Raw genomic sequence first — 13363 nt, forward strand, 5'->3', positions numbered from 1 at the left:
CGACGGAGGATCCACTCCCGGTGACGACCAGACCCCCCACCAAAACCCCCACCAGAAGACCACGAACCAGAAAAGAAGGGCTCAACGACCTGTGAGCAGGCATCGGTTGAAGTCGAACAAGAAACGGAAGGCCGCGCTGATCGCGGCGGCGGGGCTGTCCACCACGGCCCTGGTGCTGACCGTCCTCCCGGGCGGGTTCGCCGGCGCGGCCCCCACCGACCCGCCGGCCACCGGGAGTTCGCCCGGTCCGCTGAAGAAGGTCACGCTGGTCACCGGTGACCGGGTCATGGTGGACGGTGCCGGAAAGGTCACCGGTGTCGAGCGGGCGGAGGGCCGGGAGAAGGTGCCGTTCTCCGTCCGAGTGGTCGACGGACACACCCGGGTCGTGCCCGGCGACGCCGAACTGCTGCTGGCCCAGGGCAAGTTGGACGCCCGGCTGTTCGACGTCACCCAGCTCGTGGCCGACGGGTACGACGACGCGGGCCGCGGCGACGTACCGCTGATCGTCACGTTCAAGGGCAGGAAGGCGCCCTCGATGACTCCGTTCACCGGGGCCGGGGCGAAGCTCGGCCGGGCGCTTCCGGTGGTCAACGGCAAGGCGATGCGGTCCGTCAAGAAGCGCGGTACCGACTTCTGGGACACCGTGACCGACACCGGCGCCGACGCGTTCACCGCCTCGACCTCGGTGGAGAAGGTGTGGCTGGACGGCCTGCGCAAGGCGAGCCTTGACAAGAGCGTCCCGCAGATCGGCGCGCCCACCGCCTGGGCCGCCGGGTACGACGGCACCGGCGTCAGGATCGCCGTACTGGACACCGGCGTCGACACGACCCACCCCGACCTCGCGAGCCAGGTGATCGCCGAACAGGACTTCACCGGTTCCGCGTCCGGCACCGCCGACAAGTTCGGCCACGGCACGCACGTCGCGTCCATCGCGGCCGGAACGGGCGCCAGGGCCGGGGGCACGTACAAGGGTGTCGCACCCGGCGCGAAAATCCTCAACGGCAAGATCCTCAACGACTTCGCCAGGGGCTCGGACTCCGGGATCATCGCGGGCATGGAGTGGGCGGTGGCGCAGGGCGCCGACGTCGTCAACCTCAGCCTCGGCAGCACGGACTCGCCCGGCATCGACCCGTTGGAGGAGACGGTCAACCGGCTCTCCGCCGAGTCCGACGCGCTCTTCGTCATCGCGGCCGGCAACGAGGGCACCGAGGGCGAGTTCGGCGAGGGGACCGTCGGTTCACCCGGCAGCGCGGATGCCGCGCTCACCGTCGGCGCGGTCGACGCGTCCGACCAGCTCGGCGACTTCTCCAGCCGGGGCCCACGCGTCGGGGACGGCGGGGTCAAGCCCGACCTGACCGCGCCCGGCTCCGCCATCACGGCCGCCGCGGCCGCCGACAGCGTCCTGGAACGCTCGAAGCCGTCCCCGGCACCCGGCTACATCACGGTCGGCGGCACCTCGATGGCGACCCCGCATGTCGCGGGCGCCGCCGCCCTCCTCGCCCAGCAGCATCCCGACTGGACCGGCGAGCGCATCAAGGCGGTCCTGACGGGCTCCGCCAAGCCGGGCACGTACAGCTCCTTCCAGCAGGGCACCGGCCGTACCGATCTGGTGCGGGCGCTGGACCAGAGCGTCGTCACCGAGCAGGGGCCGATCAACTTCGGCGCGCAGCAATGGCCGCACGGCGACGATGTCCCGGTGACCAGGCAGCTCACCTACACGAACTTCGGTACGCAGCCGGTCACCCTGGACCTCTCCGTCGACGCCTTCTCGGTGGACGGCAAGCCGGCCGACGACATGTTCGCCGTGTCCCCGCGGCGGATCACCGTCCCGGCGGGCGGCGAGACCAGTGTCGACGTGACCGCGGACACCCGTTCCGGCAGCGCCGACGGCACGTTCGGCGGTTCGGTGTCGGCCGTCTCGGCCGATGACAAGGTCGCGGTGCGCACCGCCGTCGGGGTGCAGCGCGAGGCCGAGTCGTTCGACCTGACGCTGAAGCACCTCGACGAGAACGGTGAGCCGACGAGCGACGCCGCCACCACCCTGGAGGGCCTCGACAGGGACTTCTACACCACCTACACGGACGACGACGGTGAACTCACGGTACGGCTGCCCAAGGGCGAGTACGGCCTCACCGGTGTGATCCACCCCGACTTCGCATCCGCCACCCAGTCCGTGCTGATGCAGCCGAAGCTGACCCTGGACAAGGACACCACCGTCACCGTCGACGCCCGCAAGGCCCAGCCGTTGGACATCACCGTGCCCGACGCGGCGGCCGAGAACACCGAGGCCACCATCGCGTACCGCTACGAACGGGCCGCGGGGATGCCGAAGAACCTGAGCGGATACTGGCTCCCGACCTTCCAGGGCATGCGGTTCGGGCACCTCGGCCCCGAGGCGCCCGCCGAGGCGGCGCTCGCCCAGTACTCCGGCGACTGGACGTCCAAGGACGGCGACGGCAGGCCGGTCACCTACCACCTCTCCTGGGTCCGCCGCGGCGACCTGGGCGGCTTCTCCGCCGAGGTGAGGCAGGACCAGCTCGCCAAGGTCGACTTCCAGGCAGGCGCACCCGCCGCGAACAAGGACACCCAGGTCGCGGTGAGCCCTCTTATGCCCGACGGTGACCTCTTCGGCCGCTACAGCCTCCTGACGGGGGACCTGCCGCTGCGCACGACCGACTACATCCTCGACAACGGCGTCAAGTGGTCCTTCCTGATGCAGCAGAACAGCGACGAGGGCCCGTCCGAGTACGCCCTCCAGGGGGCACCCAGGACCTGGCAGGCCGGCCAGAGCTACACCGAGCGGTTCAACGTCGGCGTCTTCGGCCCGACCCTGGGCGACGCCCCGGGCTCCGTGGCGAGCGGGAATCTCGGTGCCGAGCGGTCCGGGAACGTCATCACGGCCTTTCTGCCGCTGTTCGGCGACGGCGCCGGACACTTCGACACCGGCGGTGGAACCGTCTCGGCCGAGAGCTCGCTCCAGGTCGACGGCGTAGAGATCCCGCTCAGCTCCTCCCCGGCCAACCGCACCACCGAGTTCACCGTCCCCGAGCAGTCCGGCGCGTACAAGCTGACCCTGGACAACTCCCGCGATCCGGGGCACTCGGCGGTCAGCACCCGGGTCCGGGCGGAGTGGACCTTCCGCTCCGCCAAGACCTCCGAGACCGAGCCGACCGCACTGCCGCTGTCGGTGATCCGCTTCTCCCCCCACCTGTCCCTGGCCAGCACGGCGAAGGCGGGCAAGCGGTTCCAGGTGCCCTTCACCATCGAGGGCGCGGCGGCCGGCACACGGCCCGCCAAGCTCGCCTTCGAGGTCTCGTACGACGAGGGCACCACCTGGCAGACCGCCCAGACCGTGAAGGGCACCCACCTGTCCCTCCAGCACCCGACCACTCCCGGCTCGGTATCCCTGCGAGCAAAGCTGACGGACACCCAGGGCAACACCCTGGTCCAGACAATCGAGCGCGCCTACCTGACAACAAACTGACCGCACATCTCAAGTTCCCCGCGCCTGCAGTTGCCTTTAGGGGCGCGGGGAACTGCGCGACAAGCCCCCACCGGCCCGCACCCGCCAACCAACCGCAACGCCCCCTCGCCCGATTCCCCCCTACGCCGCACACTTGACCAACGACAACAGAACAAGCCGTAGCTGCCAGAGGGGGACACACCATGCGGGACAGCCACCGCGCGGAAGCCGAGCGGCTGTTGGTCCGGGCCGTCGAGGAAGAGGTACGACGATCCGGCGGACGTACCGACGGAACCGTCCTCCTCACGCGGGCACGCTCCGCACTGGACGCCATGGCGCAGTCGTCCGCCGAGGAGTACGCGGCGTACACCCGGGCCCTCGACGAGGCGAAGGCCGGACAGCTCACCTTCGGGCAGCGGTACGCCCGGGAGGGTGCCGGAACTCCCCTGCTGGTGGCGGCTGTCGCCGCCCTCGCGGCGGGCGTCGCCGACATGGCGCTCGGCACCGGCACGGGCACCGCCGTGGGCGCGGCGCTCACCGTGGGTGTGGTGGGCGCCGCCGCGACCGTCCTCAAGGTGACCGCCTCCCACCTCCCCGCCGCCCATCATCGCGCCGGCGCCGTGAGCCAGCCCGGCGGACCCGAGCAGCTACGGCTCACCTGGCTGACGGCGCTCGAGGTACGCGGCATCCGTCCGTTCCTCGACCAGCAGCGGGTGCTCAGCGCGTCCACCGGGCCGAAGAAGACGGGGCCGAGACTGCGCGGCACCGACAAGAGCGCGGCGGCCCGCAGCCGCAGCCTGCTGGAGCAGTCGTTCGCTCAACTCCCCGATCCCGACGAGCCGTTCGCGGGCCGGCGGGAGGAGCTGGCCCGTATCCGGCAGTGGGTGCACGCGGCCCGCGCCAGTACGGAGACCCGGCCGACGCTGGTCGTCCTGCACGGCGCGCCCGGCAGTGGGCGCAGCGCGCTCGCGATCCACGCGGCGCACGATCTGCGGGACCAGTTCCGGGGGGCGTGCGTGGTGGATCTGCGCGGCGACAGCCCGGAGGAGGAGCCGCTGCCCACCCGCGACGCGCTGCTGCATCTGCTGAACCGGCTCGGCGCCTCCCGCGAGCAGTTGCTCTTCCGTGAGCGTTCGTCACCGGACCAGCAGGTCAGAAGGCTGAGCGAGCTGTACAACCAGCACCTCACCAGTGTCCCGGTGACCATCGTCCTGGACGACGCCAAGGATCCCGAGCAGGTCCGTACGCTCGTCCCGGAGCGCTCCGACAGCCTGGTCATCGTCACCACCCGGGAGCCCCTCGCCCTCTCGTCCGACCTGCCGTTCTGGGTTCATCAGCTGCGCGTCGAGGCCTTGGACGCGGCGGGCGCGGAGGAACTGCTGAACGCGTCCGCGCAGACGGAGCCGGGATCGAGACCGGGGTCAGGGGCAGGGTCGGGGGCAGATCCGTACGACGCCCAATCCGACGACCGGATACGGGAGTTGTGCGGCGGGCTGCCGCTTGCGCTGCGTATCGCGGGTTCCTCGCTCGGTCCGCGCAGCCGGCGCCGGCTGGCCACGGACCTGGGTGCGTACGGTCCCGTTGAGCCGGTCGAGCGGGTGCTGTGGCTGCGCTACACCGACCTGTCGGACCCGGCCAGACGGCTGCTGCGCAGGCTGGCGCTGGCCGGACGGGCCTCGCTCGGCGCGGCGGCGGCCGCGGCTCTGCTGGCCACGGACCGGACGGAGGCGACCCGCCAGCTGGACGCGCTCGCCCGCGCGGGCCTCGTCGACCACGTCCGGGGCAGCCGTTACCGCCTGCACGACCTGGTCCGGGCGTTCGCTCAGGCCCGTCTCCTCGACGAGGAGGAACCGGCGGAGCGCACGGCCGCGCAGGAGCGGCTGATCGTGAGCTACGGCGAGCTGGCCGACTCGGTGCTGCGTCTGGTCGACGGCAACATGTCGACCCGCTCGGACCGTTTCAGCCCGCACGGCTTCACCTCCCTCGACGAGGCGCTGCGCTGGCTGGACGACGAGTCGAGCTTCATCACGGCGACGCTGCGGCACGCGGAGGGCGTCAACCAGGCGGCCGTGCTCAATCTGCTGGGCGCCCTGTGCGACTACTGCCTGCTGCGCGGCGACCTCTACCGGCTCGGCGAGATCAGTGAGCTCGCGGAGTCGGTGGACCAGGGTCTGCTGGTCCGGTCGGTGCAGTGGCGTACGGGTATCGCGGCCCGTCAGCTGGGCGAGCTGGACAAGGCCCGTACGACGCTCACCTCGGTCGTCGAGCTGTACATGGAGGCCAACCACGACGCGGGCGCCGCCCGGGCGCTGTGCTCGCTCGGCATCACGCTGCACCACCAGGGCAACCTGGTCGAGGCGGCGGCGAAGCTCCAGGAGGCGCTGGACCTCCAGCAGGCCCCCGAACTGGCGACCGACCGCGCCTGGACGATGCACGCCCTCGCCGCCGTCGAGCGCGACCGCTCCCGGCTCGCCGAGGCGTGGGACCTGCTGCAGCGTTCGCTGGTCCTGCACCGCGAGGGAGAGTCGATCCACGGCGAGGCGTGGGCCCACTTCCAGCTCGGGCAGCTGGGCCTCAGGATGGGCGACGTAGCGCGCGCCGAGTCCGAACTGCGCACGGCCCTCGACCTGTACGGCCGTACGCGCGACGCCCGTGGCGAGGCCTGGGCGCTGACGCAGCTGGCCCGGGCCCGGCTGGTCGCCGGGGACGCGTCGGCGGCGGTGGACGGGCTGCGCCGGGCGGCGGCGGTCCACCGGGACAACGAGGACGCGCGCGGCGAGGCCTGGTCGGTCTACTACCTGGGCCAGTCCCTGGAGGAGACGGGCAACCTGGATCTCGCGGTCCGCGAGCTGGAACGTTCCCGCACGATGTTCTCCCGTATCCGGGACGTCTACGGTCTGGCCTGTGCCCGGCATCACTCGGCCCGCGTCACCCGCGACCAGCGGGCCGTGCAGACCGGCTCGCTGCGCAACTCCGGCTTCGCCCGCCAGCTGCTGGTCGACGCCCGCGCCGACTTCCAGCGCATCGGGGTGGCCCACGGCGAGGCCTGGACGTGCCTGGAGCTGGCGGTGGTCGACGCGGGCAACTCACGCGCCCAGCAGGCCCTCGCCCTGTGCGACGAGGCGATCGGCCTGTTCACCTCGTACGGCGACCGGCGCGGCGAGGACTGGGCACGCTTCCTGCGTTGCACCCTCCTGCCGTACGCGGCCCCCGGTGGCGTCGACATCGGCACGGCCGTGGCCCAGGAGGAGCTGTCCCAGCTCTCCCGCGGCCGCCACCCCTCCCGCGACGAGAAGCTCGACGAGTACGTCGACGCCTATCGGCTCCTGCTGGAGCGCGGAGTGGCGCTGGAGTCGGGCTGGCAGGCGTGGCGGCTGGGCATGGTCCCGAACCGGCACGCCCGGGAGGTCATGGGAGTGCCGGTGGCGGCGGCCGGCCGCCGGTAGGTCACTGGATCGGTGGAGGTGCGCTCACCGGGTGCCGGGCACCCGGTGCGGCCTCACTGCTTGCGGGCGGAGCCCGTGGCTGCGCTCGGCGCCTCCTCGGAGTCCGAGGTCTCCTTGAACTGGATCCTGCCCATCTGCTTGTTCATGGACTTCATCAGCCCCCACACCGCGAGAGCCATCACCGCGAACACGATGAAGCCGAGGACACCGGGGGTCACCTTGTCCTCGTCGACCTCCGCCGCGAAGGAGACGAGGTGCGTCATTGCCAGGCTTGCGCTTGCGCTCATGTCAGGCATTGTCGCGGATGCCCGCGAAGAGGTCGTCCTCGGGGAGGGAAGTGTCCACGAGCGACTTCGCCAGCTCGTACTCCTCCGTCGGCCAGACCTCCCGCTGAAGGTCCAGCGGCACCCGGAACCAGCCCCCGTCGGGGTCGATCTGCGTGGCGTGCGCGAGCAGCGCCTTGTCGCGGATCTCGAAGAAGTCGGCGCACGGGACGTGCGTGGTCAGGGTGCGCTCGGTGCGCTCGAACTCCGACCACCGCTTCAGCCAGTCCCCGTACGGCGACTCCATGCCGCGCTCGAGCAGCGCGTTGTGCAGTGCCTCGGTCCGGGGCCGGTTGAAGCCCTGGTTGTAGTACAGCTTCTGCGGCTGGTACGCCGGGCCGAACTCCGACTCCGGGTAGGTCTCGGTGTCCGCCGCGCCGTCGAAGGCGACCATCGAGATCTTGTGGGTCATGATGTGGTCGGGGTGCGGGTAGCCGCCGTTCTCGTCGTAGGTGGTGATCACCTGCGGACGGAACGCGCGGATCTGCTTCACCAGCTCCCCGGCCGCCTTGTCCACGTCCTCCAGGGCGAAGCAGCCCTCGGGCAGCGGGGGCAGCGGGTCGCCCTCGGGGAGGCCGGAGTCGACGAAGCCGAGCCACTCCTGCTTGATGCCGAGGATCTCGCGGGCCTCGTCCATCTCCTTCTTGCGTACCTCGTGGATGTGCTCCTCGATGTACTTGTCGCCCTGCAGTTTCGGGTTGAGGATGGAGCCGCGCTCCCCGCCCGTGCAGGTCACGACGAGCACGTCCACCCCCTCGGACACGTACTTCGCCATGGTGGCCGCACCCTTGCTCGACTCGTCGTCGGGGTGCGCGTGCACGGCCATCAGTCGCAGCTGGTCAGTCAAGACTCAATCCTCGTAGGTCGGCGCCCGGTGTGCGCGGGTGCGATGAGCGGCTTCTATAGTGACCGAACCGAGCGGCCAATAATTCCGGGGCCCGTCTTTCCAGGGCCCTCGCGGAGAGGACGATCATGAGTACGGCGACCACGCGCCCGCCCGAGGGACGGTACGGCCGCTCCACGGACGAGCGCGCCGACCGCAAACTCAAGATCGCCGCCGCCGTTCTTGGCGCGGTGGTGCTAGTCGTGCTCGGCTGGTTCGGCTACCACTACGTCGTCGGCAACAAGATCAGCGCCGAGATCATCACCTTCGAGACGTACGAGAACTCGGTCAAGGTCCATCTGGAGGTCCGCAAGGACTCCGGGACGAACGGCTACTGCACGGTCCGTTCCCAGGCCGAGAACGGCGCCGAGGTCGGCCGCGCCGACTTCCGCTTCGACGGCGACGCCACCCGTATCGACCGGCTCGTCACCCTGCGTACGACGTCCCGGGGCACCACGGCCGAGCTGCTCGGCTGTCACACCGACTGAGGCCGCCGGCAACCGACAGCGTCACTCTCATCACACAATCGCTGACCTGCGTTGACGTAATTCTGATGGCTTATGTCCTCCCCCTGCCGCCGCTGAATTGTTAGGCTCGTGGTTTCGCCCATCCGTGGAGGAACATTCTTCTAGGTAGGGCGATGCTTTGTATCCCAGTACCTACGAGGAGCACCTGTGACCCAGACCAGCGAGAACGTCACCTGGCTGACCCAGGAGGCGTACAACAAGCTCAAGGACGAGCTTGAGCACCTTACTGGTCCTGCGCGCACGGAGATCGCCGCCAAGATCGCCGCCGCGCGCGAGGAGGGCGACCTGCGCGAGAACGGCGGGTACCACGCCGCCAAGGAGGAGCAGGGCAAGCAGGAGCTCCGTGTGCGCCAGCTGACCCAGCTCCTGGAGAACGCGAAGGTCGGCGAGGCTCCGGCGGCGAACGGCGCGGTCGCGCCCGGCATGGTCGTGACCATCGCCTTCGACGGCGACGAGGACGACACGCTGACCTTCCTGCTCGCCTCGCGCGAGTACGCCAGCGCCGACATCGAGACCTACTCGCCGCAGTCCCCGCTGGGCCGAGGAGTGAGCGACAAGAAGGTCGGCGCGGACGCCCAGTACGAGCTGCCGAACGGCAAGCTGGCCACCGTGAAGATCCTGAAGGCCGTGCCCTACCAGGCCTGACCTCTGGATCCCGCCCGACCTGTCGGTCCGGCTCTTTGCCCTCGCGAGCCCCCGGCGCCCTCCTGGTGCCGGGGGCATCGTTGTGTCAGTTCTCCACGCGGCGGTACTTGCGGACCGCGAGCGTCCGGAACACGACGATGATCACGACGGACCAGATCAGCGACGCCCACACCGGATGCTGCATGGGCCAGGCGTCGGGCGCCTCGAACCCCGGGGGAAGGTTGCCGAACAGCTCCCGCGCGGCCTGGACGGTGGCGCTGAAGGGGTTCCACTCGGCTATGTGCCGCAGGAAGGTCGGCATCTGGTTCGCGTCCACGAACGCGTTCGAGATGAACGTCAGCGGAAACAGCCAGATCAGCCCGCCCGAGGTCGCCGCTTCGGGGGTGCGCACGGACAGGCCGATGAGGGCGCCGATCCAGGAGAACGCGTACCCGAGCAGAAGGAGCAGGGCGAAGCCGGCGAGCACCTTGCCGAGGTTCTCGTGCGTACGCCAGCCGATGATCAGGGCGACGACGGCCAGGACGACGAGGGTGAGCGCCGTCTGCACCAGGTCGGCGACCGTGCGGCCGGTCAGTACCGCGCCCCGGGCCATGGGCAGCGACCGGAATCTGTCGATGAGGCCCTTGTGCATGTCGTCGGCGATGCCCGCGCCCGCACCGGCGGTTGCGAAGGTGACGGTCTGCGCGAAGATGCCGGCCATCAGGAATTCGCGGTACGCCTGCGTGGAGTTGGACGAGCCGACCTGGATCGAGCCGCCGAACACATAGGTGAACAGCACCACGAACATGATGGGCTGGAACAGCCCGAAAATGATCATCTCGGGGATGCGGCCCATCCGGATCAGGTTCCGGCGGGCGATGATCATCGAATCGCTCACGGCGCTCACTTGGCCGTCTCCTTTTCGTTCTTCTCGCCGGTCACTTCACCGTTCTCCTCGTCCTTCACCTCGGCCACATGGCCGGTCAGGGAGAGGAAGACGTCGTCGAGGGTCGGGCGGCGCAGGCCGATGTCGTCGATTTCGATGCCCCGGGTGTCCAGTTCGCGGATGACCTCGGCGAGGAGCTTCGCGCCGCCGCTGACGGGGACGGTGAGCTTGCGCATGTGGTCCTCGACGGTGACTTCGCCCTGGCCCTTGCCGAAGGCGCTGAGCACCTCGGATGCGGTCGCTATGTGCTCGCGCTCGTGCACGACGACCTCGACGCGCTCGCCGCCGGTGCGGGCCTTGAGCTGGTCCGAGGTGCCTCGGGCGATGACACGGCCGTGGTCGACCACCGCGATGTCGTGCGCGAGATGGTCGGCCTCCTCCAGATACTGCGTGGTCAGCAGCAGTGTCGTCCCTCCGGAGACCAACTGCTTGATGACCTCCCACAGTTGCTGGCGGTTGCGTGGGTCGAGGCCGGTCGTCGGCTCGTCCATGAACATCACCGGCGGTGAGACGACGAGGGCCGCCGCGAGGTCGAGCCGGCGGCGCATGCCTCCGCTGTAGGTCTTCGTGGGTCGGTCGGCGGCGTCCTCCAGGTGGAACTGCTCCAGCAGTTCGGCCGCGCGGGTCTTCGCCGCCTTCGCCTTCATCTGGTACAGCTGCCCGACCATCTGAAGGTTCTCGCGGCCGGTCAGATACTCGTCCACCGCGGCGAACTGGCCGGAGAGGCCGATGGAGCGGCGGACGGCGTCGGGGTGTTTCAGGACGTCGATGCCCGCGACGACCGCCGAGCCGCTGTCGGGCCGCAGCAGGGTCGTCAGACAGCGGACGGTGGTGGTCTTGCCCGCTCCGTTCGGCCCGAGCAGGCCGAGGACCGTGCCCTCCGGGACGTCGAGATCGACGCCGTCCAGAGCTTTTACGTCGCCGAAGGTCTTCACCAGACCTTCGGCGTAGATGGCGCCTGGCATATCAGTTCTCCACGTCGTTGGGGACTACGACTGCCGCGACAAGCCTGGATTTATCTCCGTTGCCCTGCCCGGCGGGCAAGAGGAGGATGGGCGAGCACCCGAGCGGGCGGGGTGCAGCGGCGTGACACACACCATAACGCGATATATCGCGTCTCTCAATGCATTTTTCGCAGCGCCACTCGTCCGAGTGAGACCTCCGAGCGAGTTGGGCGAGCCGGCGGTCACGGACTCACTCGATGACGGTGTAGCCGGCCTCGCGCAGCGCCAGGCCGACCTCGGCGCAGTGCGCCGGTCCCTTCGTTTCAAGGTGCAGTTCGACCTCCGCCTCCGTGAGCCCGAGCCGTGGATCGGTCCGGACATGGCTCACGTCGAGGACATTAACGTCGACCACTGACAACACCCCGAGAAGCGTCGCGAGGGCGCCCGGGCGGTCCGTCAGCCGCAGCCGAACGGCCAGGTAGCGGCCCTGTGCGGCCATGCCGTGGCGCAGGATGCGCTCCAGCAGCACCGGGTCGACGTTGCCGCCGGACAGCACCGCGACGACCGGCCCCTCGAAGGCTCGCGGCTCGCTCAGCAGCGCGGCGACCGGGCTCGCCCCCGCCGGTTCCACGACGAGCTTGGCGCGCTCCAGGCAGAGCAGCAGCGCGGCCGACAGCTCGTCCTCGCTGACCGTGCGGACCTCGTCCACCAGATCGCCGATGATCCCGAACGGCACGTCGCCTGGCCGCCCGACCTTGATCCCGTCGGCCATCGTGGCCGGGTTGGCGACCGACACGGGCCGCCCGGCCGCCAGCGAGGGCGGATACGCGGCGGCGCCGGCCGCCTGCACGCCCACGATCCGTACGTCGGGCCGCACCGACTTCACGGCGACCGCGATCCCGGCGGCCAGGCCGCCACCGCCGATCCCTACGAGGATCGTGCGCACCTCGGGGCACTGTTCCAGGATCTCCAGGCCCACCGTGCCCTGCCCGGCGATGATGTCGGCGTGGTCGAAGGGATGGATGAACACCGCGCCCGTCCGCTCGGCGTGTTCCTGGGCGGCGGCCAGCGTCTCGTCGACGACCTGACCATGCAGCCTCACCTCGGCGCCGTACTCGCGCGTGGCGCTGATCTTCGGCAGCGGGGCGCCCTGCGGCATGAACACCGTGGCCCGTACGCCGAGCAGCGACGACGCCAGCGCGACCCCCTGCGCGTGGTTGCCGGCACTGGCCGCGACGACCCCGGCGGCCCGTTCCTCGGGCAGCAGCCCGGCGATCCGGACGTACGCGCCGCGCAGCTTGAAGGAACCGGTCCGCTGGAGGTTCTCGCACTTGAGGTGCACCGGCGCCCCCACCAGCTGGGACAGATGCCGGCTGCCCTCCATGGCCGTCATCCGCGCCACGCCCGTAAGCATCTTCTGGGCACCGCGCACATCGTCGAGAGTGACGGGCCGCAGGGAGTGCAAGGAGTCAGCCGTGCTGTAGCTCATGTCCCAAGTCTCGCAGTTCACAGGCGCGGCCTCGCGGTGTGACCAAGCTCCGAGACCGGTTTTCCCAGCGCCGGTACGGCCCGCCTTCCGGCCGCGTACCCTGTCCCCCAACCCAGCACCCCCTTTCATGAAGCGAGCCCCCGGCCATGCCCACAACACCTGAAATGTCGATGGACATGACGACCGTCGGTGACACCGGTCTCCTCGACACGTTGCAGCACGAGGTCGCGGTCTTCGCGCGCCGTGCCGAACAGACCCGGCTCGGGGGAGTCGGGCAGGTGCGCAACTCGATGGACCGCGCGGCGTATCTGCTGCTCAACCGCCTCGACAAGGAAGGCCCCATGGGCGTCAAGGCGCTCGCCGCGAGCATGGGCATCGACTCGTCGACGGTCACCCGGCAGGTGGCTCCGCTCGTCGACACAGGGCTCGTCAAGCGCACCTCGCACCCCGAGGACGGCCGCGCGGTGGTCCTGCAGCTGTCCCCGCGCGGGCTGTCGCGGCTCGAGGAAGTCCGTTCGTCCAGGCGCCAGTTGATGGCCGAGCTGACGCAGGAGTGGGCCCCGGAGGAGCGCGAGGTGTTCTGCACGCTCCTCACGCGCTTCAACACCGCGCTCTCCGCCCGCCAGGCGGCCCAGGGCATCCCGGTGGGGGAAGCGGAGTCCGCCTCCTGACGCCGGCGGCGAAACCGTCGCGTACGCGCGCGTGCCCGCTGCCGGGC

10 protein-coding genes are annotated in these 13363 nt (G+C 70.2%); 5 read left to right on the top strand and 5 right to left on the bottom strand.

The window, feature by feature from the left end; translation table 11 throughout:
* The first annotated feature begins 106 nt into the window (after nt 1-106).
* Both ABZ855_RS25150 and ABZ855_RS25155 read left to right on the top strand, forming a co-directional pair.
* The gene (locus tag ABZ855_RS25150; RefSeq protein ID WP_360810369.1) at nt 107-3484 is read left to right on the top strand and encodes a S8 family serine peptidase; all 3378 of its coding nucleotides are present in this window, start codon (nt 107-109) and stop codon (nt 3482-3484) included.
* Nucleotides 3485-3666: 182 nt separating this feature from the next.
* A complete protein-coding gene (locus ABZ855_RS25155; RefSeq protein ID WP_360810371.1) occupies nt 3667-6909 on the top strand; it encodes a tetratricopeptide repeat protein in 3243 nt (1080 codons plus the stop codon).
* Between the two features lie 53 nt (nt 6910-6962).
* Here the strand turns inward: ABZ855_RS25155 and ABZ855_RS25160 are convergent, their stop codons facing one another.
* Nucleotides 6963-7205 carry a hypothetical protein gene (locus tag ABZ855_RS25160; protein ID WP_360810373.1) on the bottom strand — a complete coding sequence of 81 codons (243 nt, stop codon included), beginning with the start codon at nt 7203-7205 and terminating at the stop codon, nt 6963-6965.
* A complete protein-coding gene (mca, locus tag ABZ855_RS25165; RefSeq protein WP_360810455.1) occupies nt 7198-8058 on the bottom strand; it encodes a mycothiol conjugate amidase Mca in 861 nt (286 codons plus the stop codon). The genes ABZ855_RS25160 and mca overlap by 8 nt, the downstream gene beginning before the upstream one ends.
* 146 nt (nt 8059-8204) lie before the next feature.
* Here mca and ABZ855_RS25170 point away from each other — a divergent pair, with 146 nt between their 5' ends.
* Both ABZ855_RS25170 and greA read left to right on the top strand, forming a co-directional pair.
* Nucleotides 8205-8603 carry a DUF4307 domain-containing protein gene (locus tag ABZ855_RS25170; protein ID WP_360810375.1) on the top strand — a complete coding sequence of 133 codons (399 nt, stop codon included), beginning with the start codon at nt 8205-8207 and terminating at the stop codon, nt 8601-8603.
* Nucleotides 8604-8789: 186 nt separating this feature from the next.
* Entirely contained in the window at nt 8790-9287 is a 498-nt protein-coding gene (greA, locus tag ABZ855_RS25175) for a transcription elongation factor GreA (protein WP_319211220.1), read from the top strand.
* A gap of 85 nt (nt 9288-9372) precedes the next feature.
* Here the strand turns inward: greA and ABZ855_RS25180 are convergent, their stop codons facing one another.
* From ABZ855_RS25180 to ilvA, 3 genes are all read right to left on the bottom strand, one after another.
* Complete coding sequence (locus ABZ855_RS25180; RefSeq protein ID WP_360810457.1) at nt 9373-10152, bottom strand: ABC transporter permease; 780 nt, start codon at nt 10150-10152, stop codon at nt 9373-9375.
* 17 nt (nt 10153-10169) lie between these two features.
* The gene (locus ABZ855_RS25185; protein ID WP_360810377.1) at nt 10170-11177 is read right to left on the bottom strand and encodes an ATP-binding cassette domain-containing protein; all 1008 of its coding nucleotides are present in this window, start codon (nt 11175-11177) and stop codon (nt 10170-10172) included.
* Between the two features lie 229 nt (nt 11178-11406).
* Nucleotides 11407-12645 carry a threonine ammonia-lyase gene (gene ilvA, locus ABZ855_RS25190; protein WP_360810379.1) on the bottom strand — a complete coding sequence of 413 codons (1239 nt, stop codon included), beginning with the start codon at nt 12643-12645 and terminating at the stop codon, nt 11407-11409.
* Nucleotides 12646-12809: 164 nt separating this feature from the next.
* On the opposite strand from ilvA, the gene ABZ855_RS25195 reads away from it, so the two are divergent.
* Entirely contained in the window at nt 12810-13316 is a 507-nt protein-coding gene (locus ABZ855_RS25195; protein WP_319211214.1) for a MarR family transcriptional regulator, read from the top strand.
* Nucleotides 13317-13363 lie beyond the last annotated feature (47 nt).

Source organism: Streptomyces sp. NPDC047042, from assembly GCF_040644035.1.
Lineage (GTDB): Bacteria > Actinomycetota > Actinomycetes > Streptomycetales > Streptomycetaceae > Streptomyces.

Coding starts and splice junctions, on each gene's coding strand:
- ilvA (WP_360810379.1), bottom strand. CDS start 12,645: ATGAGCTACAGCACGGCTGACTCCTTGCACTCCCTGCGGCCCGTCACT.
- ABZ855_RS25160 (WP_360810373.1), bottom strand. CDS start 7,205: ATGCCTGACATGAGCGCAAGCGCAAGCCTGGCAATGACGCACCTCGTC.
- ABZ855_RS25155 (WP_360810371.1), top strand. CDS start 3,667: ATGCGGGACAGCCACCGCGCGGAAGCCGAGCGGCTGTTGGTCCGGGCC.
- ABZ855_RS25180 (WP_360810457.1), bottom strand. CDS start 10,152: ATGATCATCGCCCGCCGGAACCTGATCCGGATGGGCCGCATCCCCGAG.
- ABZ855_RS25195 (WP_319211214.1), top strand. CDS start 12,810: ATGTCGATGGACATGACGACCGTCGGTGACACCGGTCTCCTCGACACG.
- mca (WP_360810455.1), bottom strand. CDS start 8,058: ATGGCCGTGCACGCGCACCCCGACGACGAGTCGAGCAAGGGTGCGGCC.
- ABZ855_RS25170 (WP_360810375.1), top strand. CDS start 8,205: ATGAGTACGGCGACCACGCGCCCGCCCGAGGGACGGTACGGCCGCTCC.
- ABZ855_RS25185 (WP_360810377.1), bottom strand. CDS start 11,177: ATGCCAGGCGCCATCTACGCCGAAGGTCTGGTGAAGACCTTCGGCGAC.